Below are 25,517 nucleotides of genomic sequence, written 5' to 3' on the forward strand. Positions count from 1 at the left end.
GCTGCTGATGTTGTGATACCATTTAGTAGCCCTTGTGAGGTGTTAAAGTGGAAAATGTTAAGAATTTTTTAAATTTATTTGTGGAATATTTACAAATCGAGAAAAATTATTCACAATATACTATTGTGAATTATGTCCGCGATATTGAGGATTTGCTGGCCTTCATGACAGAAGAGGGAATAACAGAAATTTCAGAAGTGACTTATCAGGATACAAGGTTATTCTTAACCGGATTACATACAAAAAACTACTCGAGAAAGTACATCTCCAGAAAAATTTCTTCTCTTAGAAGTTTTTTTAAATTTCTTGTGAGAGAAAAGTACACGGAAGAAAATCCGTTTGCTCTGGCATCGCTGCCTAAAAAGGAACAAAGAATTCCTTCATTTTTCTATGAAAGCGACATAGACGCTCTTTTTTCTGCTTCGGATACTTCAACCCCTGCAGGAAAAAGAAATCAGGCACTGCTTGAAGTTCTTTATGCAACCGGGATACGGGTAAGCGAATGCTGTCAGCTTAAGATTTCTGATGTTGATTTATCCACGGACATTCTGCTCGTAACGGGAAAAGGAAATAAGCAGAGATATGTCCCTTTTGGAAGCTATGCTAATGCGGCACTGCAGGAATATCTGTCGGCAGGGCGGGCTGAGCTTGAAAAAAAGTCATCAGCGCGGAATGAGTTTTTGTTTCTAAATGCCAAAGGGACACCCCTGACGGAACGCGGGGTCCGATATATCCTGGATAAAATGATTACACAAACATCAACGATTTTTCATATTCATCCTCATATGTTCAGACATACTTTCGCAACGCATTTACTTAACGAAGGGGCAGATTTAAGGAGCGTACAGGAATTGCTGGGCCATGCCCATCTCTCTTCCACACAAGTGTATACACACGTTTCCAAAGAACAATTGCGCAAAACTTACATGTCTCACCACCCTCGCGCATAGAGGAAATTACAGGAGGCTGATTACGATGTCACAACAACAATTTCATGCAACAACAATTTTCGCGGTTCATCATAACGGCAAAGCTGCCATGTCCGGAGACGGACAGGTAACCTTTGGAAATGCAGTTGTCATGAAACATACGGCGCGGAAAGTCCGTAAAATATTCAACGGAAAGGTGCTTGCAGGATTTGCCGGCTCTGTGGCGGATGCTTTTACGCTTTTTGAATTGTTTGAGACCAAACTGGAGGAGTATAATGGCAACCTTCAGAGAGCGGCGGTTGAAATTGCAAAAGAATGGCGGAGCGATAAAGTTCTGAGAAAGTTAGAAGCAATGCTGATCGTCATGGACAGGGAACAGATGCTGCTTATCTCTGGAACAGGAGAAGTGATCGAGCCTGACGATGGAATACTTGCGATAGGGTCCGGCGGTAACTTTGCCCTGGCTGCAGGAAGATCCTTGAAAAGATTTGCAGCTGACCATCTGACCGCAAGAGAAATAGCAGAAGCTGCTCTTAACATTGCAGGAGAGATCTGTGTATATACAAACCAAAATATCATTGTGGAAGAATTATAAGAGGAGGGGAATTCATGAATCAGCAGCTTACACCTCGCCAAATTGTAGAACGTCTTGATCAGTACATCGTCGGACAGAAAGATGCTAAAAAGGCTGTCGCAGTGGCTTTAAGGAACCGGTATCGCAGAAGCAGGCTGAAGGAAGATCTTCGGGATGAAGTAGTTCCGAAAAACATCTTGATGATCGGGCCCACAGGAGTAGGTAAAACAGAAATAGCAAGAAGAATCGCAAAGCTCGTCGGTGCTCCTTTTATTAAAGTTGAGGCAACAAAGTTCACCGAGGTAGGGTACGTAGGCCGGGATGTAGAATCAATGGTCAGAGATCTTGCGGAAACTTCCGTCAGGCTTGTTAAAGAAGAAAAAATGGTGGAAGTGCGCGGAACGGCAGAGGAAAATGCAAACAGGAGGCTTGTAGAACTTTTGGTTCCTGGTGCAAAAAAACAAACTAATATGAAAAACCCGTTTGAAATGCTGTTTGGAGGAAATCAGCAGCAAGAGCCTGAACAGTCCTCAGAAGAAACAAATCTTGAGGAAAAAAGACGCAAAGCTGCTCATCAGCTTGCACTAGGGGAATTGGAAGATCATTACGTAACAGTAGAGGTTGAGGAGCAGCAGGCTTCTATGTTTGATATGCTTCAGGGTTCGGGTATGGAACAAATGGGAATGAACATGCAGGATGCATTGGGAAGTCTAATGCCGAAGAAGAAGAAAAAACGCAAATTAACGGTAAGAGAAGCACGCAAGGTACTGACGAATGAAGAGGCTCAAAAGCTTATTGACCTGGACGAAGTAGCTCAGGAAGCGGTTATAAGAGCTGAACAGACCGGTATTATCTTTATAGATGAAATTGATAAAATTGCCAGGAAAAGCCAGGGTGGCAGCAATGCTGACGTATCGAGAGAAGGAGTACAAAGAGACATCCTTCCGATTATAGAAGGCTCCACTGTTGTGACAAAATATGGATCCGTAAAAACAGACCATGTTTTGTTTATTGCCGCGGGCGCTTTTCATATCGCCAAGCCTTCTGATCTGATCCCTGAACTTCAGGGGAGACTTCCAATCCGTGTGGAACTAACAAAACTGAGCGTTGATGATTTCATCCGCATCCTTGTGGAACCGGACAATGCTTTATTAAAGCAGTACAAGGGTTTATTGGAAACAGAAGGTATACATCTTGAATTTTCTGACGATGCTATTCGTAGAATTGCAGAAGTAGCTTTTCAAGTGAACCAGGATACTGATAATATTGGAGCAAGAAGGCTACATACCATTATGGAACGGCTTCTAGAAGATTTGCTGTTTGAAGCCCCTGATATTAATATGGAACGGGTGGATATCACGCCGCAGTATGTAGAAGATAAGCTGGGCAAAATAGCGAAAAACAAGGATTTAAGCCAATTTATTTTATAAGGATTTTTAGGAGGAAGCATGAAAATGGCATTATTAGAAAGAACAAGAATCATTAACTCCATGCTGCAAAAAGCAGCGGGAAAACCGGTAAATTTTAAAGAAATGTCTGAAACATTATCTGAAGTTATTGAAGCTAACATTTTTGTAGTGAGCAGAAGAGGAAAACTGCTTGGTTATGCAATTAATCAGCAAATTGAAAATGAGCGCATGATCAAGATGCTGGAAGACCGCCAGTTTCCTGAAGAATATACAAAAAATTTGTTTAACATTTCAGAAACGTCATCAAATCTTGACGTCTACAGTGAGTATACTGCTTTTCCAGTGGAAAACAGAGAGCTGTTTGAAAATGGCCTGACTACTATTGTACCGATCATTGGAGGCGGTGAACGTCTTGGTACACTGATTCTTGCGAGACTTCAGGAGCAGTTCCAAGATGATGATTTGATTCTGGCTGAGTATGGTGCAACAGTTGTAGGAATGGAAATTCTCCGCGAAAAATCCGAAGAAATTGAAGAAGAAGCTCGCAGTAAAGCGGTTGTGCAAATGGCAATCAGTTCATTATCCTATAGTGAACTGGAAGCGATTGAGCATATATTTGAAGAGCTGAATGGAAATGAAGGGCTGCTTGTTGCCAGTAAAATAGCAGACAGAGTAGGCATTACACGTTCTGTCATCGTAAATGCTTTGAGAAAACTGGAAAGCGCCGGTGTAATTGAATCCCGTTCTCTTGGGATGAAAGGCACATATATCAAGGTGCTAAATACTAAATTCCTATATGAGCTTGAAAAATTAAAGTCAAACTAAAAATAATTAGAATAAAAAAAGGCACTTCAGACCTACTGAAGTGCCTTTTTTTCATACATTTTACTTAAATTGATACATGTTAAGAAATTTATATGATTCATAAGAACTATTATAAGTAATAAAATCCCATTTATTTATAACTATATAATCAGTTAGAGAGGACCAGAAATTACGACTTTTTTTTACATCTGTTACATAGACTTTATTTCTTATATTTCTTACAATTACATTAAGCTTTTAAACAAATTTCGACACTTATAGTAATTCGTACTAACTATGGTATTTTTGGGGGTAAATATGAAAATTTTCTCAGGAACATTTGATGTACTAGAAAAAGGAATCCAATATTCCTCACAAAATCAAAAAATGATTGCCAACAACATTGCCAATGTAGACACGCCAAATTATAAAACGCAACATGCCAGCTTCAGTTCCTTTTTAAAAAAAGAGACAAAAACTCTGCAGGCTCATGTGACAGATCATAAACACATACAGTTTTCAGGCGGCGATAGGCGGAAAGTCACTGATGGGGCTTTAGCCTCAAACTACAACCATAACGGCAATAATGTTGACATTGATAAAGAAATGGCTCTGCTTGCTGAAAATCAAATTTTTCACAGCGCAGTGATGGACCGGTTAAATGGAAAATTCAATTCGTTAAAAACAGTTGTTAGAGGAGGCAAATAGAAATGAGTATCTTCTCAAGCTTAAATACAACTGCTTCGGCCTTGACAGCACAAAGATTAAGAATGGATATTATTTCATCCAATATGGCAAATGTTGAAACAACCCGGGGAGTAATCAATGAGGAAGGCCAATGGGAGCCATACAGGCGAAAAATGGCGGTTTTGGAGCCGAAGGGACAAAGCTTTTCTTCTATGCTGCATCATGCAAGAGGCGGTCAGGCAAATCCTGCAGCCGGGGTTGTGGTTTCTGCAGTAAAAGAAGATTCTGCACCATTTAAAAAAGTTTTTGATCCAGGGCACCCTGATGCAGGGCCGGACGGATTCGTCAATATGCCGAATGTAGATCCGCTCAAGGAAATGGTGGACTTAATGGGCAGCACCAGGTCGTATGAAGCAAACGTAACAGTTTTTAATGCATCAAAATCTATGCTGCTCAAGTCTTTAGAGCTAGGAAAGTAGGTATGTAGAATGATTGATAAAATTTCCCCTTCACTGATGAGCCCTGTCGGTAAGATGGAATCCCTGTCAAAGGTACAAACAAACAATGTTTCCTTTTCTGAACTGCTTAAGCAGTCATTAAATGAAGTAAACAAGGCACAGGGAGCTTCAGATTCAATGACAGAAGCGTTGGCTTCCGGGAGAAAAGTTGAGCTGCATGATGTGATGATAGCCGCAGAAAAAGCCAGCGTTATGATGCTTACAACGATTGAAATAAGAAACAAAGCTGTAGAAGCATATCAGGAAATATCGAGAATGCAAATGTAACAATTGTAGAATCGGTTAATGATAGCTGAAAAAGAATACCATCTTAACCGGGGGAAGCGCCAATATGAATCAAAAACTGATAGAGTTAAAAAACAAAACTTCACATTTTTGGTCAGAAAGACCTCCAGTACAAAAAGGTCTCATCGGAGGAGGAGTACTGCTGCTTTTTATCCTAATAGCGGGTATATCTATAGCAGTTTCTAATACAAAGTTCGTTCCTTTATATAAAAATCTGTCCGTTCAAGAAACAGGCCAAATAAAGGAAACACTGGATTCAAAAGGGATTAAGTCAGAAATTACTGATAATGGAACCACTATTAGAGTGCCTGAAGAGCTTACCGACTCCTTAAAGGTGGAACTGGCAGCGCAGGGAATTCCGGATAGCGGGAATATAGACTATTCATTCTTCGGACAGAATGTCGGCTTCGGTATGACAGACAATGAATTTGATGTCCTGAAGCTGAAAGCTACACAAACAGAACTAGCTAACCTCATTAAAGGTATTGATGGCGTCCAGGATGCGAAGGTAATGATTAACCTTCCAAAGCAGTCTGTTTTTGTAGGAGACGCAGGTGAATTGTCCTCAGCATCCATCGTGATTCACATGAAACCTGGAAATCAGCTTGATCAGTCCAAGGTGAATGGACTGTATCACCTGGCAGCAAAAAGTATTCCTAATCTGCCTACTGATAATATCGTAATCATGGACCAAAATTTCCAGTACTTCGACTTAAAAAATAATATACCGCTTGTGGCTGATTTTTCAAATCAGTATGAAATTAAAAAACAAATAGAAAGAGATATTCAAAGAGAAGTGCAAAAAATGCTCGGCACAATGATGGGTCAGGATAAAGTAGTTGTTTCAGTTAGCACTGATATAGACTTTACCCAAGAAAACAGAGAAGAAAACCTAGTTGAGCCGGTTGATGAAGAAAATATGGAAGGTATCGCAATCAGTGCAGAAAGAGTAACCGAAACCTTTAGCGGCAGCGGAGGGAGAGCTGCTGGCGGAGTTCCCGGAGCAAATGAAACTGACATTCCAGGTTACACCCAAGCAGAAACCGGAGACGGCGGGGACTATGAAAGAATTGAAGAAAGAATTAATAATGAAGTGAATAGAGTGAAAAAAGAAATTGTTGAAAGTCCTTATAAAATTCGAGATATCGGTATTCAAGTAATGGTGGAGCCTCCTAATAATGAAAATGGGCAGGCATTTCCTCAGCAGAGAATAGATGATATACAGCAAATTCTTTCAACCATTGTAAAAACTTCTATCTACAAAGAAAGTGGTGCTGAGCCCGTTGGAGATCAAGAAATTGCTGATAAAATCGTTGTTTCAGTTCAGCCATTCGATGGCAAGCAAGCTTTAGAAGGAGAAGCAGGATCATCTATACCTGGCTGGATTTTTGCTGTCGGGGGAGCACTATTCATTATTATTATTATCCTGATTACCCTGCTGGTAAGAAACCGCAGGTCAGAAGATGAATATGAAATTGAAGAAGAGTTTGAAGAAAGAAAACTGGTTTCAGTACCAGATGTAAATGACGAAACAGAAAATGAAGGAACAGCGAGAAAGAAGCAGCTTGAAAAGCTGGCAAGAGAAAAACCGGAAGAATTTGCGAAGCTGCTCAGATCGTGGATAACAGAAGACCAGGGGTGATGCATAGATGGCTAGAACAGATAGAGGAACTAGAATAACAGGCAGACAAAAAGCAGCTATTCTATTAATTTCCTTAGGACCTGAAGTGTCCGCATCTATTTACAAACATTTATCAGAAGAAGAGATAGAAAAACTAACATTAGAGATATCTGGCGTCAGATCTGTTGACGCTTCTAAAAAGGAAGAGATTATAGAAGAATTTCATCAAATCGCCATAGCACAGGATTTTATTTCGCAAGGCGGTATCGCATACGCAAAGCAGATTCTGGAACAGGCTTTGGGGGAGGAAAAAGCAAACAATATCATTCACAGGCTTACAACCACGCTTCAGGTGAAACCATTTGATTTTGCCAGAAAAGCGGATCCTTCCCAGATTCTTAATTTTATCCAGAGCGAGCACCCGCAAACCATTGCGCTTATTCTTTCTTACCTGGATCCTGTTCAGTCAGGGCAAATTCTTTCTGAACTTCCTCAGGAAGTTCAAGCTGATATAGCAAGAAGAATAGCTCTTATGGACCGCACGTCACCTGAAGTAATAAGTGAGGTTGAACAAGTGCTTGAAAGAAAGCTGTCTTCGACCTTTACACAGGATTATACGCAGACCGGCGGGGTAGAATCAGTAGTTGAAGTGCTGAACAGCGTTGACCGAAGTACTGAAAAAACCATTTTAGATGTTCTGGAAATACAGGATCCTTCACTTGCTGAAGAAATTAAAAAGCGGATGTTTGTATTTGAAGATATTGTTACATTGGACAACCGTGCTATTCAGAGGGTAATCAGAGATGTGGAAAATGAGGATCTGATGCTTTCACTTAAGGTAGCAAGCGAAGAAGTAAAAGAGATTGTCTTTAAAAATATGTCTCAGCGAATGGTTGAAACTTTTAAAGAAGAAATGGAATTTATGGGACCTGTCAGGCTTAGAGATGTTGAGGAAGCTCAATCCCGAATTGTGAGCATTATCAGAAGGCTTGAGGATGCAGGGGAAATCGTTGTTGCCCGCGGCGGAGGAGACGATATTATTGTCTAGGCTGATAAAATCCCATCTGGCACTCAACAAGGATTATGATGCAAAGATGTTACCTTTGAAGAAAATATCATCTGCCAATCATATTGATGAAGAAAACAGCAGAATGGAAGATGCTGAAGCTGCTTTGTTCCTTGTCAAGGAAGAAACGAAGAGGATGAAGGAAGAAGCTTCGCGGGTTATGGAAGAAGCTTACCTCCACATTTCAGCGGAAAAGGAAGAATGGCTATCCCAAAGAGAGATTCTCGTTTCACAGGCCCGTGAAGAAGGATATGCAGCCGGCTATGATCAAGGAAAGAAACAAGCTATAGAGGATTATGAAGATAAACTGCAGGAAATAAACAGCCTTGCTGAACTTTCTCAAGTTCATTATTTGAAAAGAATTGAAGAAGCGGAAGATACGATTCTTGCTCTTGGACTGAAGACGGCACGAAAAATTCTGGCCCATCAGCTTTCAGAAGAACCGAAGCTGTTTCTTTCACTGGTAGCAAACGCATTAAAGGAAGTAAGGGAGAGTGAAAAGATCAAGGTATACGTGAGTCTGCATGATTATGAGCTGGTTTCTTCTTCCGTCTCAGAACTTAAATCATCATTAATGAGTGATGCTGAGCTGTTTGTTTACCTGGATGACAGTATTTCTCCTGGAGGATGCATCGTAGAATCGCCATATGGGAAAATAGATGCCGGTATAGATACCCAGCTGAATGAATTAAAAATACAGCTGTTTCAGCTCTTAAAGGAGAAATAGAATGGAAACTAGCAAGATGATCGACCTGATTGACCAGCTTGATTCCTTTAAGCGATATGGAAAAGTGGCGAGGGTAATTGGATTGATGATTGAGTCAAGAGGTCCAAAAAGTTCTATAGGCGAGCTTTGCTATATTTATCCCGGCGTAAAAATGGATAGAAGAATTCCAGCAGAGGTTGTTGGTTTTAAGGATGAAAATATTTTGCTAATGCCTTTTTCTCCTGTGACGGAAATCTCACCAGGCAGCATAGTTGAATCAACATCCGAACCTATGACTGTAAAAGCCGGGCCTGAATTAATCGGTAAAGTGCTGAACGCATTCGGGGAACCAATGAACATGGAAGGTCTTCCTGCAGGACTAACGCCTGTGCCATCTGACCCTCCACCTCCAAATCCGATGGAACGGCCCACTATTGAAGAACCGATGGAGGTCGGCGTAAGAGTTATAGATTCATTGCTGACAGTCGGAAAAGGGCAGCGTGTCGGTATTTTTGCAGGAAGCGGTGTTGGTAAAAGCACCCTTATGGGGATGATTGCAAGAAACACCAATGCGGATATTAATGTGATAGCGCTGGTAGGAGAACGGGGCAGGGAAATAAAAGAATTTGTAGACAGAGACTTGGGCCCAAGAGGACTTCGCAATTCAATTATTGTAGCTGCAACTTCAGATCAGCCCGCTCTGATGAGATTAAAGGCTGCTTATACCGCTACAGCAATAGCAGAATTCTTCAGGGATAAAGGAGCAAACGTCATGTTCATGATGGATTCTGTCACAAGAGTTGCTATGGCGCAAAGGGAAATAGGGCTGGCAGTCGGAGAGCCGCCTACCACTAAAGGATATACCCCGTCCGTTTTCGCCATTCTTCCTAAGCTGCTTGAAAGAACCGGTACAAATAAGAAGGGTACGATCACTTCTTTTTATACAGTACTGGTGGACGGCGACGATATGAACGAACCTATTGCTGATACTGTAAGAGGAATACTTGACGGCCATATTGTCCTGGACAGGCAGCTTGCCCACAAAGGGCAGTTTCCTGCAATCAATGTGAACAAAAGCATCAGCAGGGTGATGAACCACATTGCAGATTCTGAGCATAGGAAATCCGCTTCAAGGCTGAGAGAGCTTCTGACTGCCTATCTTGAAGCAGAAGATCTCATTAATATAGGAGCCTATAAAAGGGGAGCTTCTCCAGATATAGATTTAGCTGTACAGTACTATCCCAAAATTCTCCGTTTTTTAAAGCAGGAGACAGATGAAAAAATAACTTTTGAAAACAGTATCTCTCAGCTGAAAGAATTAATCGGAACAGGTGATTTTTGATGACACATGTTTTTAAACTACAAAAAGTAATGGATTTTAGAGAAAAAGAAAAAAATTCAGCTTTGGCAGACTATAACCAGTCAGTAAAGGAATTTGAACAAGCTGCAGAACAGCTGTATGGATACTTAAAAAAGAAAGAAGTATTGGAAGAAGAAAAGGAAAGAAAAATTCTCAAGGGCCTGCCGATTCAGGAATTTCGACACTATCAAAACTTTGCTGTTAATCTTGAAAAAACAATTCAGCATTATCAAAGCCTGGTCATGGCAAGCAGGAGCAGGATGAATGAGAAGCAGTCAGCTTTGATAGAAAGAAGCATTGAATTAAAAAAATATTCTACAATAAAGGACAGACAGTATCAGCAGTATATAGCGGAGCAGAAAGCTATGGACAGCAAACAAATGGATGATCTTTCTATTCAGGCTTATGTTGCAAATCAAAGTTAGGTGATGGAGATGGAAAACAATGAAAAAGAATATGGGAAATTGCAATGGCTGTTTTTTGTCATTATCATTCCAATGCTCTTCACAGGAGTACTCGTCCTCATCATTCTTTCGGTAGCAGGTTTTGATGTGGCTGGGAAAGCCGGGAAAACATTTAAGGAAATTCCGCTGTTGACCAGTGGCGAGGGAAATGATGCCGCGGGGGACAATTCTGCTGATGCATTGGAAAAGAAGCAGGTAAAACTGCAGAGTGAAAATGACCGGTTGTCTGAGGAAGTTTCAGCTTTGAAATTGGATCTGCAAATCTTAGAGAATGACAAGCAGAAAGGCGAGAAAGAAGTCGCCAGGCTAAAGCAGGAGAATTCATCGTTAGAACAGCTCCTTTTGCAAAAAGAAGAGGAAAAAGAGGGACAAAGCAAGGATATTTCCAAAGTATACAGTAAAATGTCCAGCAAAAAGGCGGCTGAAATTCTGCCACAGTTGAATAATGATGAAGCACTGAGGATTCTAAACTCGATGAGTGACACCCAGCTTGCAGGAGTACTGGGGAAAATGAGTACAGAAGAAGCAGCTAAATTCACTGCATTGCTCACTAACAGTAATGAGTAACACAATTCGTTGAGGGGGTGAACAGGATAGAACTTAATATGTTTTTGCTCGGCGCACATGCAGAACCAAGTATACAGGCAGGAGAGGGTAGTGAAGTTCAGAATACCAAAGAATTGTTTTCTTCTTTGCTGAATCGGAATCTCACCGAACAAATTCAGGAACTTGATGAACATACAGAAAATGCAGAGTCTGATTACACTGATACAACTGAAAACAAAAAGAATTTTTTAGATACTATGGAAGGTATAGCAGAGCAGCTGCCAGTGTATAAAGGGTATATCAACGAAAATTTTCTAACAGAGTTTAACAACGAAATGGCTGAAGCGCTAAATGCTATGCCGCACTTATTAAGAGAAACACTGACGGAACTTCTTCAGCAGTCAGCAACTGTAGACGAAATACTGCTCCACTCTGGAGAATTAGAGACTGAAGAAGAGCTTGCAGCAGTACTGTTGGTATTTTTATTTTTGGCAAAAGAAGATCCAAATCCCTCCATACTTAATAATGCTGCAAAAGGACTGGAGATATTATACCCTCATGAATGGAAAGTGAAACAGTATTCTATAAAAGAATCCAATGATAATAGGAGCGAAATTTCCTTAAATGAAAAACCGCAGCCACAAAAAAGCTATTCAGAAATCATCTCGGAACTATTAAAAAAGCTTGAGGGTGAACCGGCAGAAAACGCCAAGAGCAAAAGTGATTTCGGTTATGCAATTATAAAGGATCCGTCGGTTGTTCAAAAGCTTCGTTCCGTAGATAATCTCAGGCAAAGCCATATTGAAATGAATATCTCCAGTCTTGTTCCAGCAGCTGAAAAAGCAGAGCAGACAGCACTGATAAAACTGGATAGAGCTCCAGAATCAAGACAAGAATTTGCCAATCAAATCTATGAAGCTCTTAAAAAAACGAGAAACAGTTTTGCACATACAGGGACTTTAACCATCAAACTCAATCCTGTTCACTTAGGTCATCTAACCATCAAAGTCTCTCAATCTCATGGAGAAACGATTATAAAAATTATCTCTTCAACGAGCAAAGCACAGGAATTGCTGGAGAAAAGTCTTCACCACTTGAAAGCTCTTTTGCCGCAATCACAGCTTCAAATTGACAGGTTTGAGCAGATAGGTACTGAATCAAATGAATACCAGCTGCAAAAAGAGGAGCAAGAAGAAGATAAAAGGGAAAGAAACGCTTCAAACTTGATGGAATCTCAAGAGGAAGATGACCCTGCTGATTTTTCAACCATGCTGACTGAGTTCCTGGATAAAAGTACATAGGAGGAGAATGATGACTGACATTTCTATTGATCCCAGCTTGATGCTCTCGAGTACTGCCTCCCAGAGAAATACCGGCAGCTCAACTCTGGGCAAAGACGATTTCTTAAAAATACTGATTACACAGCTGCGCAATCAGGACCCTTTAAAGCCAATGGAAGACAAGGAATTTATTTCTCAGATGGCCAACTTTTCTTCTTTGGAGCAAATGACAAACATGAATAGATCACTGGAGCAATTTCTTCAGTTTCAAAAAGGAAACAGCCTGCTGCAATATGCTGATCTTATCGGCAAAGAAGTGGAGTGGGATGATCCTGCGCAGCAGAACTTGAAAAATAACGGAACTGTAGCGGCAGTCCTTATGCAATCGGGCTCTGCTGTTTTGGAATTGTCTGATGGAACAAGAATAGATGCGCTTTCTGTCAAAAAGCTGAGCAGCAGCCCAGGCAGCGAAACTACTAAGTAACCTGGGCTGAATAATAGTTTAAGAGCAATAAAAATTAATTTACAGGCTGAAAAAATAAGGAGATGAACACAATGTTAAGATCAATGTATTCAGGAATCAGCGGAATGAAGAACTTCCAAACAAAGCTGGATGTGATCGGGAACAATATCGCAAACGTCAATACGTACGGATTTAAAAAAGGAAGAACAACATTCAAAGATTTAATGAGTCAGCAAGTTGCAGGTGCGAGCGGTCCCTCGCTGACGAACAGCGGTGTAAATCCACAGCAGGTTGGACTCGGATCAACGCTTTCAACAATAGATACCATTCATACAACAGGCTCCCTGCAAACAACAGGGCGAACATTGGATCTGGCGTTGGCTGGTGATGGATTCTTCCCAGTGGCGACGATAAAAAATCCGGGCAGCGTCAGCCTCGACGCAGGCACTGCATTTGGCAATAACAGAATAGCAGGCAACATCAATGATGCAGTGGACTTGAATTATACAAGAGCAGGTAATTTCTATATGGATGATAAGGGTTACCTCGTTACTGCTGAAGGCTACTACTTGATCGGGGAAACTGGAACTAAAACACAAGGGGCTAATCCTCAGTGGACTGACACCCTCAGCGGACAGGCAGGCTTAATTCAAGTTCCGCTTACGGCTAAGAGCTTCAGCATCGGCCAGGATGGAAAAGTTACTTTTGTAAGTGAGAATGGTAACCTGCAGGTAGCCGGCCAAATTAGAATTGCAACTTTTTCAAATCCGGGTGGATTAGAAAAAGCAGGCGGAAATTTATTTCGTGAATCTGTCAATTCAGGGAGAATTGATCAAAATAACGATGGAATACAGTTGAGTGAACTGCTTATACCTGGATCTAATGGAGCAGCAACGATTGCTTCAGGAGCGCTGGAAATGTCAAATGTAGACTTATCAGAAGAATTCACAGACATGATTGTTGCTCAGCGGGGATTTCAGTCTAACACGAAGATTATATCCACTTCTGATGAAATTCTTCAAGAATTGGTTAATCTTAAGCGATAAGCAGGGAGGGGTAAGGGCTTAAGCCCCTGAAAATGATATATGTTACAAAATTAAATGGTAAAGAATTTCAGCTCAATGCTGCTTTTATAGAGCAGGTAGAAGCATTTCCGGATACTACCATCACTTTGTTGAACGGGAAAAAGTTCATTGTGAAGGAAGATGAAAAAACTGTTCGAATGCTGATTACCGAGTATTATCAGCAAATTCAGGTACTAAGATTAATAGCTGAAGTGGAGGCTGCGGAAAATGAATAAAAAGCTATTATCTATCATGCTGGTCATTGTAACCTCCATTTCGCTTATAGGAGTTACGGCAATCGTAGTAGTAATGAAATATATGAATACAGAAACGGCTTCTGCTGCACCTTCCATTGATAAAGTAATAGAGTACTCTGTGGATCTCCCTGAGATTACTACTAATCTTTCAAGTGATAACATTGTCAGATTAACATTGAAGTTCGAAACAGATTCAAAGAAAGCAAGGGAAGAGCTTCAAAAACGCGAATTTCAGGTGAAAGATATTGTGATCAGCGAACTTTCCGGTGTTTCAGCTGATGAACTGGAAGGCAAGGAAGGCAGAGAAGAATTTAAAAAGCTGATAACAGCTAAAGTGAATGAATTGATGAAGGACGGCAAGGTGAAGCAAGTATATGTAACTTCCTTCATTCTTCAATAAACAGAATAGTGAAAAAAGGGAGGTGACGGCTTGTCCGGAGAAATATTATCCCAGAATGAAATAGACGCTTTACTGTCTGCCCTGTCAACAGGAGAGATGGATGCTGAGGAGCTTAAAAAAGAAGAAGCAGAAAGAAAGGTAAAGGTTTATGACTTTAAGCGGGCTCTCAGGTTCTCCAAAGACCAAATCAGGAGCTTAACTAGAATACATGATAACTTTGCGAGGCTGTTGACAACCTTTTATTCAGCACAGCTGCGTACCTATATTCATATCAATGTGGCATCTGTCGATCAGCTGCCCTACGAAGAATTTGTCAGATCTATACCGAAAATGACGGTGCTTAATGTATTTCAGGTGCAGCCTCTTGAAGGAAATGTCCTGATGGAGATTAACCCTCACATCGCATTTGCCATGATGGACCGGCTGATGGGAGGCCATGGTTTTGGCGGGGGAAAGGCCGACGGTTTAACTGAAATCGAAACAAAGATTATGTCAAACCTTTTTGAAAAGTCACTGGAAAATTATAAAGAAGCGTGGAGCACGATTGTTGATATTGAAACAGAAATGGCTAATTTTGAGGTGAATCCGCAATTTATCCAAATGGTTTCACCTAATGAAACAGTTATCGTGATTTCCCTGAACACGCAAATCGGCGGCACAAGCGGAATGATCAATTTATGCATTCCTTACGTGGTATTAGAACCTATTATTCCAAAGCTATCCGCACATTACTGGATGCAGTCTGATCGGAAGGATCCTAAGCCCAGTGAACAGAAATTGCTGCAGCAGAGCATACACCTTGCTCAAGTGCCTGTGATTGCCGAACTGGGTTCGGCAGAGGTAACCATTCAGGATTTTATGCAGATGCAAATTGGCGATGTGATTCAGCTGGATTCTTCGGTTGAAAGTCCGCTTGTGCTGAAAGTGGGGCAAAGAGCAAAGTTTACGGCACAGCCCGGAATACTTAACAGAAAAATAGCGGTCCAGGTAATAGACCACTTAGCAAGGGGTGAAGAAGATGGTGAGTAATGGAATGTTATCTCAAGATGAAATAGACGCTTTACTAAGAGGTGCTCCTGCTTCTGAGGAAACTGGAGCACTTCAAATTGGGGACTATTTGTCTCCTATGGAGGAAGATGCAATCGGAGAAATCGGCAATATCTCTTTCGGAAGCTCGGCAACAGCATTATCTTCATTACTGAATCAGAAAGTAGAAATCACAACACCAACAGTATCTGTAATTTTAAAATGCGATCTTGCCGAAGAATTTCCTTATCCGTATGTGGGGATTGAAGTCGATTATACGGAGGGCTTTACAGGAAGCAACCTTTTAATTATTAAACAGCATGATGCTGCCATCATAGCAGATTTGATGATTGGCGGAGACGGTAAAAATCCCGGTGAAATGCTTGATGAAATACAGCTTAGCGCTGTGCAGGAAGCAATGAATCAAATGATGGGATCTGCAGCCACTTCGATGTCCACTGTTTTTAATAAGAGGGTGGATATATCTCCTCCAACTATTGAGCTTCTGGATGCAAATCAGCAGGGTGTTTCGGAAGACAAAGATGAAACGCTTTATATTCAGGTTTCTTTCAGGCTTAAAATTGGCCAGCTGATTGATTCAAATATTATGCAATTGCTGCCACTGCAGTTTGCAAGAGATTTAATTTCTGAGCTGCTGAACCCTCAGTCAGAAATAGCGGCTGCTGAACCGGCAGCTGAAATGCCGATATACGAAGAACCAAAATCAGCTCCTGCACAAGTAAAGACAAGTGCTCCCTCTCCACAAGAATATGAAGTAAAGCCAGTCGAGTTTGCTGCGTTCAGCAATCAGCAGGGGCACCCCGTGGAAACTGGCAATCTTGAGATGCTGCTTGATATTCCTCTTCAGGTTACTGTTGAACTGGGCAGAACAAAAAGATCGATCAAAGAGATTCTCGAGCTGTCTTCGGGTTCCATTATTGAACTTGATAAGCTTGCAGGAGAGCCGGTGGATATTCTCGTCAACAGTAAGATTGTAGCGGTGGGAGAAGTTGTTGTCATTGATGAAAACTTTGGTGTAAGAGTAACGGACATTGTAAGCCAAAAAGAACGTTTAAATAAATTGAGATAATTATAGGAGTGAATATGATGGCGCATAAAATTTTAATAGTAGATGATGCAGCGTTTATGAGAATGATGATTAAAGATATTTTATCGAAAAATGGATTTGATGTAGTGGGTGAGGCAGCTGATGGAAAACAGGCAGTTGAAAAGTATAAAGAAACTCAGCCGGATCTTGTCACAATGGATATCACCATGCCGGAAATGGACGGCATTGCTGCGTTAAAAGAAATCAAAGCTATTAACCCGGGAGCAAAGGTTATCATGTGCTCAGCAATGGGACAGCAGTCTATGGTCATTGATGCCATTCAGGCAGGAGCCCGGGATTTTATTGTAAAACCATTCCAGGCAGACCGCGTCCTTGAAGCAATAAACAAAACATTAAGTTAAAGGGTGTATATTCGTTGTACTTACAGACATACAGGTCTTGGTTTTTTTTCATAGTCCTCTTACTCCTGCTTTTTATCCCAATACACACTGATTATGCGGCGGCAGGACAAAATAACAACAGCGTAGATGACTATTTAAAAAGCGTGCAGACAGATCCTCTTTCTCCTGATGAGCCCCAAACAGATCCTGCAGGAGATGAGGGTGTTATTCAGGAAAATCAATCCATCACTGCCTTTGATTTCTTTAAAATGATCGCTGCAACAGGCTTTGTTCTTTTTATCATTTACTTTCTGCTAAAAACAGTAGGCAGACGCCAGGCTTTTCAGGGTTCGAAAGGATATCTGGAAAACCTTGGCGGAACTAGCTTAGGACAAAATAAATCTGTTCAGCTGGTCAGGGCAGGCGGAAAAGTACTCATCCTGGGTGTTGGTGAATCCATTCAGCTGCTGAAAGAAATAGACAGTGAAGAAGAAGTGCAATTCATACTGGAAGGAAGAAACAGCGGAGGATTGGATGCTTCCAAGGCTGCGGAAACCGTCAGGGCAACACTATTTGCAAAAAAAGAAACTCTTAGAGAAAGTGAGTCGTTTTCTGCTAACTTTAAAAGTCAGCTATCCAGTTTTCAAGAACAAAAGGCAGAGAGATTAAAAGGCTATCGTAAAGAAGGGAAAGACAGCCATGAATGAATTTGTGGAATTCTTTAATAACAGCACACCTGAGAATGTCAGCACTTCCATTAAACTTCTGCTGTTATTAACGGTTTTGTCATTGGCTCCAAGCATTCTTATTCTGATGACATGTTTTACAAGAATCATTATTGTACTGTCTTTTGTGCGGACGAGCCTTGCAACTCAGCAGATGCCTCCCAACCAGGTTTTGATAGGAATCGCGCTGTTTCTTACTTTCTTCGTGATGACTCCTACGTTGAGCCAGGTGAATGAGCAGGCGTTAACTCCGCTTTTTAATGAGGAGATCACGTTGGAAGAAGCATACAGCAGAGCTGAACTTCCCTTTAAGCAATTTATGAGTAAACACACCAGGCAGAAAGATCTGGCGCTATTTTTAAATTATGCGGGGATTGAAAGGCCTCAGACAATTGAAGACATTCCGCTCACTGCATTGGTTCCAGCATTCGCTATCAGTGAAATAAAAACTGCATTTCAAATTGGATTTATGATTTTTATACCTTTTCTTGTCATTGATATGGTTGTAGCCAGTGTACTGATGTCGATGGGAATGATGATGCTTCCGCCTGTTATGATCTCCCTTCCTTTTAAGATTCTGCTGTTTGTGCTGGTAGACGGCTGGTATCTTGTTATTAAATCATTGCTGCAAAGCTTTTAGAGGGTGAGTAAATGAATTCTGAGTTTGTCATATCTGTAGCTGAAAAAGCCATCTACACAACGTTGATTATTTGCGGTCCGCTCCTTGTGCTGGCCCTGGTGGTCGGTTTGGCAGTCAGTATTTTTCAGGCTACAACTCAAATACAGGAACAAACATTGGCGTTTATTCCAAAAATTATTGCTGTACTTGTCGGTTTGGTATTTTTTGGGCCGTGGATGCTATCAACAATGCTTTCCTACGCTCAGGATATATTTGGAAACCTTAATAGGTTTATAGGATAAATAATGGCGGATATCTTACAGAACTATCCTGCATTTTTGTTGGTGCTTGCACGAATTTCAGCATTTTTTATAACGCTGCCTTTATTCTCTTATCGAAATATTCCAGCTTCACATAAAGCAGGATTCGCTTTTTTCCTGTCATGGATTGTATTTATTTCAATTGATGTGCCGGCTGTAAACATAAATGGCAGCTATTTCATGCTTGTTTTAAAAGAGGTACTGGCAGGCTTGCTGATCGGACTCATGGCTTACATTATCTTATCTGCGATTCAGATTGCGGGAGGATTTATTGATTTTCAAATGGGATTTGCGATCGCAAATGTCATTGATCCGCAGACCGGCGTGCAAAGTCCATTGATAGGACAATTTCTTTACACATTTGCTTTTCTGCTGATGCTGAGCCTGAATGCCCATCATCTGCTTTTGGACGGTGTGTTTTACAGCTTTCAATTCATTCCTTTGGATCAGCCGTTTCTTCCGCTTGGGAACGAAAACGTCATTCACTTTGCAGTGACTTCTTTTAACAAGATGTTTGTGATTGCTTTTCAGATGAGCATCCCAGTTGTAGGATCCTTATTCCTTGTTGATATCGCCCTTGGTATAGTAGCCCGGACGGTTCCGCAGCTGAATATCTTTGTAGTAGGAATTCCGCTCAAAATCGCAGTCAGTTTTATCATGCTCATTCTCGTTATGGCTGCGCTGTTTATGCTGATGCAGCAGCTCTTTGAAACGATGCTTTATACCATGAGGGCATTGATGGAATTACTCGGAGGTGCTGATAATGGTCCAACCTAGACTGTTAAGGCTGAATCTTCAATATTTTGCAGGTGAAAAAACAGAAAAAGCCACACCGAAAAAGAGGCTGGATTCCAGAAAAAAAGGCCAGGTGGCTAAAAGTGCTGATGTGAACACTGCTATTATTCTGCTGCTTGTATTTTTATCCTTTTTATTTATCGGCACCCATTTGAGGGACAGATCTCTCGGTATTTTAAAAATGACTTTTCAAGATTATCTGCTCATAGATTTCAGTTCTGCAAGCCTTCACACCATTTTTGTCACCATGGCATTTGAAGCTGCAATTTTGATTGCGCCCATTATGGCTGTTGCCCTGGCAGCAGGTGTTCTAGCGAATTATCTTCAGGTTGGCTTCTTATTTTCAACACAGGCCATTCAGCCAAAGCTTGAAAAAATCGATCCTATTAAAGGCTTTAAAAGAATATTTTCCATCAGGGCAATTGTTGAACTTTGCAAGTCTCTGTTAAAAATCACATTTGTAGGAGCAGTCACTTTCGGTGTGATCTGGTTTCAGCTGGATCAAATACTAAGACTGCCGCATTTAAAGGTTTCTCAGGCTGCCGTCTTTTTAGGCAAGCTAACTGTCCAAATGGGGTTGTTTGCTTCCGCAGCATTGTTGTTTTTGTCACTGCTGGATTATTTATATCAAAAATATGATTTTGAAAAAAATATCAGAATGTCTAAACAGGATATAAAAGATGAATACAAAAAAACAGAGGGCGATCCCCTGATAAAATCAAAAATTAAGCAAAAGCAAAGAGAAGTTGCGATGAGAAGGATGATGCAGGATGTGCCGAAAGCTGATGTCATTATCACAAATCCTACTCACTTTGCGATTGCTCTAAAATATGATGACGCTAAAATGGATGCTCCTTATGTGGTAGCTAAAGGAGTAGATTTTGTTGCTCAAAAGATAAAACAAACTGCAAATGAACACTCTGTTGCTATGGTAGAAAACCGGCCCCTGGCACGCGCCATGTATGATCAAGTTGAAATAGGATCGGCCATACCTGAGGAATATTTTAAAGCAGTTGCCGAAATTCTGGCCTATGTATACAGCATGGACCAAAAAGCAGAGAGACTTTAAGATGTAAAGCTGTAAGGAGAGGAAAATTTATGTCAGCAAGAGATTTTACCGTACTGTTAAGTGTTGTATCTATCGTTGCAATGCTTGTTATACCCCTGCCGTCATGGCTTTTGAGCCTGCTGCTCATTACCAATATTTCGCTCGCTCTGATGGTACTGTTAACATCCATGAACATGCAGGAGCCTCTTCAATTTTCTATCTTTCCGTCTCTGCTGCTGCTTTTGACATTGTTCCGCCTTGGTCTGAATGTATCAACAACGAGAAGCATTCTTTCTAATGGAGAAGCAGGCAAGGTTGTTGAAACATTCGGAACCTTCGTAGTCGGAGGCAATGTTTTAGTTGGATTCGTCGTTTTTCTTATATTAATTATTATCCAGTTTGTAGTTATTACAAAGGGTGCCGAACGTGTATCTGAAGTTGCAGCGCGATTTACACTTGATGCCATGCCAGGTAAACAAATGAGTATTGATGCTGACTTGAACGCTGGGATGATCTCTGAGCAGCAAGCCCGTGAAAGAAGGGAGAAGGTCTCAAGAGAGGCTGATTTTTACGGTGCAATGGATGGCGCAAGCAAATTTGTTAAGGGTGATGCCATCGCTGGAATTATCATTGTTTTAATCAACATGATCTTTGGCATTGTAATTGGAATGATGCAGCAGGGGTTAAGTTTCGGAGATTCTGCTTCCCTGTATACCCTGCTGACTGTCGGAGATGGAATTGTCAGCCAGATTCCTGCTTTGCTTATCTCTACAGCAACAGGCATTGTGGTCACCAGAGCTGCCTCTGATGGCAACTTAGGATCTGACATTACTTCACAGCTGTTTGCTTATCCGAGCATGCTGTATGTTGCAGGCGGAACGATACTGCTTCTCGGCATCGGTACGCCGATCGGGCCCCTTTTAACATTGCCGATTGCAGCATTGCTGGGTGCGGGGGGCTATATCATCTCGAAAAATAAAAACAGGGAAATTGAAACAGAAGAAGCGCTGGAAGAAGAAGTTGTTGTGGATGAGATGAAGAGTCCTGAAAGTGTAGTGAACCTGCTTGGCATAGATCCAATTGAATTTGAATTCGGTTATGGCTTGATACCCCTTGCAGATACCAATCAGGGGGGAGATTTACTGGATCGGATCGTGATGATCAGGCGGCAGCTTGCTCTTGAACTCGGCTTAGTCATTCCAGTAGTCAGAATTAGAGACAATATTCAGCTTCAGCCCAATGAATACAGGCTGAAAATTAAAGGCAGCGAGGCTGCCAGAGGTGAAATTCTTCTGGACCATTATCTCGCGATGTCACCAGGCATCGAGGATGATTCTATTGAAGGAATAGATACAATTGAGCCCTCGTTCGGCCTTCCGGCAAAATGGATTGGCGAGGATATGAAAGATTCAGCAGAAATGTCCGGCTATACAGTAGTTGATCCGCCGTCGGTTGTTTCTACACACATTACAGAATGCATCAAGAACAGCGCCCATGAATTGCTGGGCAGGCAGGAGACAAAACAGCTGATTGACCATCTGAAAGAGAGCTATCCAATATTGGTGGAAGAGGTAACGCCTGCCCCTCTTTCTGTCGGTGATATACAGAAGGTTATGGCTAAACTCCTCAAAGAAAGAGTTTCAATCAGGAATCTGCCTATCATCTTTGAAACGCTGGCAGATTACGGAAAGATGACAACAGACTCAGATGTATTAGCTGAATATGCAAGACAGGCGCTTGCAAAGCAAATTACGGATCAATACACACAGGACGGTTCTTCCATGAAGGTGGTTACAGTGTCGGGCAAAGTTGAAAAAATGATCGCAGAAGGTATTCAGCAGACTGAACACGGAAACTATCTGTCTCTTGACCCTGATGTATCTCAGTCAATTATTGAATCTGTTGCAAGGGAAATTGAGCAGGTTTCGCTTCAGGAACAGTCGCCGATTCTTCTCTGTTCTCCTGCTGTCAGAATGTACGTCCGGCAGCTGGTTGAAAGATATTTTCCCCAGCTTCCCGTTCTTTCATATAACGAGCTGGAATCTACTATTGAAATTCAAAGCGTCGGGGTGGTGAATATATCATGAGAGTAAAAAAATTTATTGCTCCTTCCATGGCAGACGCTATGCGGAAAATCCGTTCAGAACTTGGAGACGATGCCGTCATTCTGCATTCCAAGGATGTTTATAGGGGCGGGTTTCTGGGGTTTTTCATGAAGAAAAACTTAGAGGTAGTGGCCGCTCTGGACAAGGAAGCACCTTCCTTTGCAGATTCAAAGCAAAAAATTTCGATAGACTCGCCGCCAGCTGACTCACAACATACAGCACATATGGAGCTGCTTCATGAAGTACAGCAGGTCAAAGGTCTTTTAAAATCAATAAAATCATTAGAAATAGAGGAGAATTCAGAAAACTGCCCTGCTGATGATATTCTGCTCGGAGCCGGAGAAGCTCCAAAAGCTGCAGCACTGCTTCAAGAGGCACTGGGAATAGACGCATATCGTGGAATGAGCAGTGACAATGTAAGGCAGGAGCTTTTACAGCGTATCAGCCATCTTTCCTACGGAGGAATTTCTTATAAAAAGAAATTCATTTGCTTAGTTGGACCTACCGGGGTCGGAAAAACAACAACACTTGCTAAACTGGCTGCAGATGCTGCGCTGAACAAAGGCAAAACGATTGGTTTTATCACTACAGACACTTACAGAATTGGCGCTATTGAACAATTGAAAACATATGCCGGTATTCTGAAGGCACCTGTGGAAATTTGCTATAACAAAGAAGATTTTATAAAAGCCAGAGAAGCACTCAGCAGCAAAGATGCTGTATTCGTAGATACTGCGGGCAGAAATTATCATCATGATCATCTGGTTCAGGAACTGATTGATATCATTGGCTTTGATGAGGACATTGAAGCTTATCTGGTATTATCTGCAGCCGCGAAACTTGGAGATCTCGAAAAGATTTCAGCAAAGTTTCAAGAGATTCCGTTTCAAAGATTCATATTTTCAAAGATGGATGAAACGATTTCCGCCGGGACGATTTATGACTTTCTCTTAAACAGTGACAAAGGTGCAGCGTATGTAACAAATGGACAGGAAGTACCGGATGATATCAGAGAAGCAACACCGCAGCTTCTTGTAGAAGCGATGATGGAGATAAAAAGATGAGAGATCAGGCAGAAGAGCTGCGCAAAAAACTGAATCAGTATAAACAGACACCAAAAGCTAAAACAATCGCTGTGATGAGTGGGAAAGGGGGAGTAGGGAAGTCCAATGTTTCCTTAAACTTTGCTTTAGCACTGCAAAAACAACATAAGAAAATTTTGCTTTTTGATATGGATATAGGTATGGCGAATCTTGATATTTTAATGGGTAGATCTTCAGAACATACGATTCTTGATTTTTTTAATAATAAGACTGAGTTGAAAGAAGTTATTTCAAAAGGTCCGGAAGGTTTGGAATATGTTTCTGGAGGTTCGGGGCTTTCATCCATTTTTAGATTGTCTGACAGCCAGTTCTCAAGATTTATAAACGAATTGTCTCCCATTTTATATCAATATGACTACATTATTTTTGATATGGGAGCAGGAGTAACAGACGATAGTTTAAAATTTCTCCTGGCTGCAGAGGAGCATTTCGTAATAGCAACTCCTGAACCAACTTCCTTAATGGATGCTTATGCAGCAATGAAATACATTTGCCTCTCCGCAGAACATACGCAATTTTTAGTTGCAGTTAATAGAAGCCATAACCTTAAGAATGCACAAGCGGCTTACGAAAGACTGTCAGCTGCAGCCCGTCATTTTCTCAAAATTCAGCCGGTCCTGCTTGGCTGCTTGCCGGAAGATGAAAAGGTCAGTAAAGCTGTTATGCAGCAAGTTCCGGTTCTGCAGGCTTATCCAAACTCTGGCTTTGGCAGAGAAATTTTGAACATAGCTGGCAGGTATACAGAACGCTTCAATGACAATGAAGGAAAAAAGGCAGCCGGTCAAGCCCATCCTTTTATCTCTAAATTAAGAGAATTGTTTCTAAAAGGGAGAGTTGCAGAATGAAAAAAGTGCGGGTGCTTGTAGTTGATGACTCCGCATTTATGAGAAAGCTGATCAGCGATTTTTTAAATGCCAGCAGTTTAATTGAGGTGGCGGGGACTGCCAGGAATGGAGAGGATGCTTTGCTGAAGGCGGCGGAGCTGGAGCCTGATGTCATTACGCTTGATATTGAAATGCCCGTGATGGACGGACTTGAAACTCTGGCGAAGCTTAAGGCTTTTTTTAACAAGCCTGTTATCATGCTGTCAAGTGTGACTCATAAGAATGCAGCCAGTACAGTTCTCGCGCTGGAGCAGGGTGCTTTTGATTTTATTGCCAAGCCATCAGGCAGCATCTCCCTGGATCTTTATAAAGTGAAGGATGAACTGACTGACAAGATTTTGGCCGCAAGCAGGCTCACAAATCAGGTTATCATCCAGCAAGCGCCTGAGAAGTTCAGCATGTCTGTAATGAAGGATAAAAAACCATTAGACACTGCAGGCAAGATCGTTTGCATCGGAACTTCTACCGGAGGCCCAAGAGCGCTGCAGCAAGTACTGAGCAGTCTTCCTCCTTCCATTTCAGCACCTGTTTTTATTGTACAGCATATGCCTGAGGGATTTACTAAGTCTCTGGCTGACCGGCTGCATTCACTGAGCAGCATAAGAGTAAAAGAAGCAGAACACAATGAAATTCCTCAAAACGGAACCGCCTATATAGCACCTGGAGGGCAGCATATGCGGGTTGTGTTAGATGGGGATCAGCTGAGAATTCTCCTTGACCGGGATCCTCCTTGTAACGGGCACCGGCCTTCGGTAGACATTCTGTTTCAATCAATTGCAGAGTTGAAAGGATACATACCGGTACCTGTGATCATGACTGGCATGGGAACGGATGGAACTTCGGGGCTGCAGAAGATAAAACAGTCCTCACCAGCAAAAGCCATTGCAGAATCTAAGGAAACTGCGATTGTGTATGGAATGCCAAAATCCGTCATTGCTGCCCAACTTGCAGATTCTATCGTCGGTTTGGACAGCATTGCTGATCAAATTCTGGACTATTTATAGAAATAA

General features: G+C 41.5%; 30 protein-coding genes. All 30 read left to right on the top strand.

All coding sequences use genetic code 11. From position 1 onward, the window contains the following. Window positions 1-47 precede the first annotated feature (47 nt). The 30 genes from xerC (at window position 48) to GJU40_RS00330 (ending at window position 25,511) form a co-directional block, all read left to right on the top strand. Window positions 48-950, top strand: a complete 903-nt coding sequence (gene xerC, locus GJU40_RS00185; RefSeq protein ID WP_343031313.1) for a tyrosine recombinase XerC — start codon at window positions 48-50, stop codon at window positions 948-950. Between the two features lie 25 nt (window positions 951-975). Continuing rightward, window positions 976-1,524, top strand: a complete 549-nt coding sequence (hslV, locus tag GJU40_RS00190; protein WP_154305673.1) for an ATP-dependent protease subunit HslV — start codon at window positions 976-978, stop codon at window positions 1,522-1,524. 14 nt (window positions 1,525-1,538) lie between these two features. Beyond that, window positions 1,539-2,933, top strand: a complete 1,395-nt coding sequence (gene hslU, locus GJU40_RS00195) for an ATP-dependent protease ATPase subunit HslU (protein ID WP_154305675.1) — start codon at window positions 1,539-1,541, stop codon at window positions 2,931-2,933. Between the two features lie 24 nt (window positions 2,934-2,957). Beyond that, complete coding sequence (gene codY, locus GJU40_RS00200; RefSeq protein ID WP_154305677.1) at window positions 2,958-3,737, top strand: GTP-sensing pleiotropic transcriptional regulator CodY; 780 nt, start codon at window positions 2,958-2,960, stop codon at window positions 3,735-3,737. A gap of 297 nt (window positions 3,738-4,034) precedes the next feature. Beyond that, entirely contained in the window at window positions 4,035-4,424 is a 390-nt protein-coding gene (gene flgB, locus GJU40_RS00205; RefSeq protein WP_154305679.1) for a flagellar basal body rod protein FlgB, read from the top strand. A gap of 2 nt (window positions 4,425-4,426) precedes the next feature. Further along, window positions 4,427-4,882 carry a flagellar basal body rod protein FlgC gene (flgC, locus tag GJU40_RS00210; protein WP_154305681.1) on the top strand — a complete coding sequence of 152 codons (456 nt, stop codon included), beginning with the start codon at window positions 4,427-4,429 and terminating at the stop codon, window positions 4,880-4,882. Window positions 4,883-4,918: 36 nt separating this feature from the next. Further along, entirely contained in the window at window positions 4,919-5,188 is a 270-nt protein-coding gene (gene fliE / locus GJU40_RS00215) for a flagellar hook-basal body complex protein FliE (RefSeq protein ID WP_246188237.1), read from the top strand. A gap of 64 nt (window positions 5,189-5,252) precedes the next feature. Beyond that, window positions 5,253-6,848 carry a flagellar basal-body MS-ring/collar protein FliF gene (gene fliF, locus GJU40_RS00220; protein ID WP_154305685.1) on the top strand — a complete coding sequence of 532 codons (1,596 nt, stop codon included), beginning with the start codon at window positions 5,253-5,255 and terminating at the stop codon, window positions 6,846-6,848. 7 nt (window positions 6,849-6,855) lie between these two features. After that, window positions 6,856-7,875, top strand: coding sequence for a flagellar motor switch protein FliG (gene fliG, locus GJU40_RS00225; protein ID WP_154305687.1), 1,020 nt, complete (start codon window positions 6,856-6,858; stop codon window positions 7,873-7,875). Further along, window positions 7,868-8,620 carry a flagellar assembly protein FliH gene (fliH, locus tag GJU40_RS00230; RefSeq protein ID WP_170289281.1) on the top strand — a complete coding sequence of 251 codons (753 nt, stop codon included), beginning with the start codon at window positions 7,868-7,870 and terminating at the stop codon, window positions 8,618-8,620. Before fliG ends, fliH begins: the two co-directional genes overlap by 8 nt. A 1-nt stretch (window position 8,621) precedes the next feature. Beyond that, window positions 8,622-9,941 (top strand): flagellar protein export ATPase FliI, encoded by a 1,320-nt coding sequence (fliI, locus tag GJU40_RS00235; protein ID WP_154305691.1) that lies wholly within the window; start codon window positions 8,622-8,624, stop codon window positions 9,939-9,941. Further along, complete coding sequence (gene fliJ, locus GJU40_RS00240; RefSeq protein WP_154305693.1) at window positions 9,941-10,384, top strand: flagellar export protein FliJ; 444 nt, start codon at window positions 9,941-9,943, stop codon at window positions 10,382-10,384. Before fliI ends, fliJ begins: the two co-directional genes overlap by 1 nt. Window positions 10,385-10,393: 9 nt before the next feature. Then, on the top strand, window positions 10,394-10,990 hold the full coding sequence (locus GJU40_RS00245; RefSeq protein ID WP_170289282.1) for a MotE family protein: 597 nt from the start codon (window positions 10,394-10,396) through the stop codon (window positions 10,988-10,990). Window positions 10,991-11,007: 17 nt separating this feature from the next. Beyond that, window positions 11,008-12,270, top strand: a complete 1,263-nt coding sequence (locus GJU40_RS21320; RefSeq protein ID WP_212029766.1) for a flagellar hook-length control protein FliK — start codon at window positions 11,008-11,010, stop codon at window positions 12,268-12,270. A gap of 7 nt (window positions 12,271-12,277) precedes the next feature. Continuing rightward, window positions 12,278-12,733: a flagellar hook assembly protein FlgD gene (flgD, locus tag GJU40_RS00255; RefSeq protein WP_343031314.1), complete on the top strand. Its 456-nt coding sequence runs from the start codon at window positions 12,278-12,280 to the stop codon at window positions 12,731-12,733. 71 nt (window positions 12,734-12,804) lie between these two features. Further along, window positions 12,805-13,758 carry a flagellar basal body rod protein FlgG gene (flgG, locus tag GJU40_RS00260; protein WP_154305699.1) on the top strand — a complete coding sequence of 318 codons (954 nt, stop codon included), beginning with the start codon at window positions 12,805-12,807 and terminating at the stop codon, window positions 13,756-13,758. A gap of 32 nt (window positions 13,759-13,790) precedes the next feature. Continuing rightward, window positions 13,791-14,012 (top strand): flagellar FlbD family protein, encoded by a 222-nt coding sequence (locus GJU40_RS00265; RefSeq protein WP_154305701.1) that lies wholly within the window; start codon window positions 13,791-13,793, stop codon window positions 14,010-14,012. Beyond that, a complete protein-coding gene (fliL, locus tag GJU40_RS00270; RefSeq protein ID WP_154305703.1) occupies window positions 14,005-14,433 on the top strand; it encodes a flagellar basal body-associated protein FliL in 429 nt (142 codons plus the stop codon). The genes GJU40_RS00265 and fliL overlap by 8 nt, the downstream gene beginning before the upstream one ends. A 30-nt stretch (window positions 14,434-14,463) precedes the next feature. Then, entirely contained in the window at window positions 14,464-15,462 is a 999-nt protein-coding gene (gene fliM, locus GJU40_RS00275; RefSeq protein WP_154305705.1) for a flagellar motor switch protein FliM, read from the top strand. After that, the gene (fliY, locus tag GJU40_RS00280) at window positions 15,452-16,549 is read left to right on the top strand and encodes a flagellar motor switch phosphatase FliY (RefSeq protein WP_154305707.1); all 1,098 of its coding nucleotides are present in this window, start codon (window positions 15,452-15,454) and stop codon (window positions 16,547-16,549) included. Before fliM ends, fliY begins: the two co-directional genes overlap by 11 nt. Before the next feature lie 17 nt (window positions 16,550-16,566). Next, window positions 16,567-16,929, top strand: coding sequence for a chemotaxis protein CheY (gene cheY / locus GJU40_RS00285; RefSeq protein ID WP_154305922.1), 363 nt, complete (start codon window positions 16,567-16,569; stop codon window positions 16,927-16,929). 14 nt (window positions 16,930-16,943) lie between these two features. Continuing rightward, window positions 16,944-17,615 carry a flagellar biosynthetic protein FliO gene (locus tag GJU40_RS00290; protein WP_170289283.1) on the top strand — a complete coding sequence of 224 codons (672 nt, stop codon included), beginning with the start codon at window positions 16,944-16,946 and terminating at the stop codon, window positions 17,613-17,615. After that, window positions 17,608-18,273, top strand: a complete 666-nt coding sequence (fliP, locus tag GJU40_RS00295; RefSeq protein ID WP_154305711.1) for a flagellar type III secretion system pore protein FliP — start codon at window positions 17,608-17,610, stop codon at window positions 18,271-18,273. Before GJU40_RS00290 ends, fliP begins: the two co-directional genes overlap by 8 nt. 11 nt (window positions 18,274-18,284) lie before the next feature. Continuing rightward, the gene (fliQ, locus tag GJU40_RS00300) at window positions 18,285-18,554 is read left to right on the top strand and encodes a flagellar biosynthesis protein FliQ (RefSeq protein WP_154305713.1); all 270 of its coding nucleotides are present in this window, start codon (window positions 18,285-18,287) and stop codon (window positions 18,552-18,554) included. A gap of 3 nt (window positions 18,555-18,557) precedes the next feature. Next, complete coding sequence (fliR, locus tag GJU40_RS00305; RefSeq protein ID WP_154305714.1) at window positions 18,558-19,349, top strand: flagellar biosynthetic protein FliR; 792 nt, start codon at window positions 18,558-18,560, stop codon at window positions 19,347-19,349. Further along, window positions 19,336-20,436, top strand: coding sequence for a flagellar biosynthesis protein FlhB (gene flhB, locus GJU40_RS00310; RefSeq protein WP_154305716.1), 1,101 nt, complete (start codon window positions 19,336-19,338; stop codon window positions 20,434-20,436). Before fliR ends, flhB begins: the two co-directional genes overlap by 14 nt. A 29-nt stretch (window positions 20,437-20,465) precedes the next feature. Further along, the gene (flhA, locus tag GJU40_RS00315; RefSeq protein ID WP_154305718.1) at window positions 20,466-22,502 is read left to right on the top strand and encodes a flagellar biosynthesis protein FlhA; all 2,037 of its coding nucleotides are present in this window, start codon (window positions 20,466-20,468) and stop codon (window positions 22,500-22,502) included. Beyond that, complete coding sequence (gene flhF, locus GJU40_RS00320) at window positions 22,499-23,584, top strand: flagellar biosynthesis GTPase FlhF (RefSeq protein ID WP_154305720.1); 1,086 nt, start codon at window positions 22,499-22,501, stop codon at window positions 23,582-23,584. Before flhA ends, flhF begins: the two co-directional genes overlap by 4 nt. Beyond that, complete coding sequence (locus GJU40_RS00325; RefSeq protein ID WP_154305722.1) at window positions 23,581-24,468, top strand: MinD/ParA family protein; 888 nt, start codon at window positions 23,581-23,583, stop codon at window positions 24,466-24,468. The genes flhF and GJU40_RS00325 overlap by 4 nt, the downstream gene beginning before the upstream one ends. Further along, complete coding sequence (locus tag GJU40_RS00330; RefSeq protein WP_154305724.1) at window positions 24,465-25,511, top strand: protein-glutamate methylesterase/protein-glutamine glutaminase; 1,047 nt, start codon at window positions 24,465-24,467, stop codon at window positions 25,509-25,511. The genes GJU40_RS00325 and GJU40_RS00330 overlap by 4 nt, the downstream gene beginning before the upstream one ends. Window positions 25,512-25,517 lie beyond the last annotated feature (6 nt).

It is taken from the genome of Metabacillus lacus (genome assembly GCF_009674805.1).
Taxonomy (GTDB): domain Bacteria; phylum Bacillota; class Bacilli; order Bacillales; family Bacillaceae; genus Metabacillus_C; species Metabacillus_C lacus.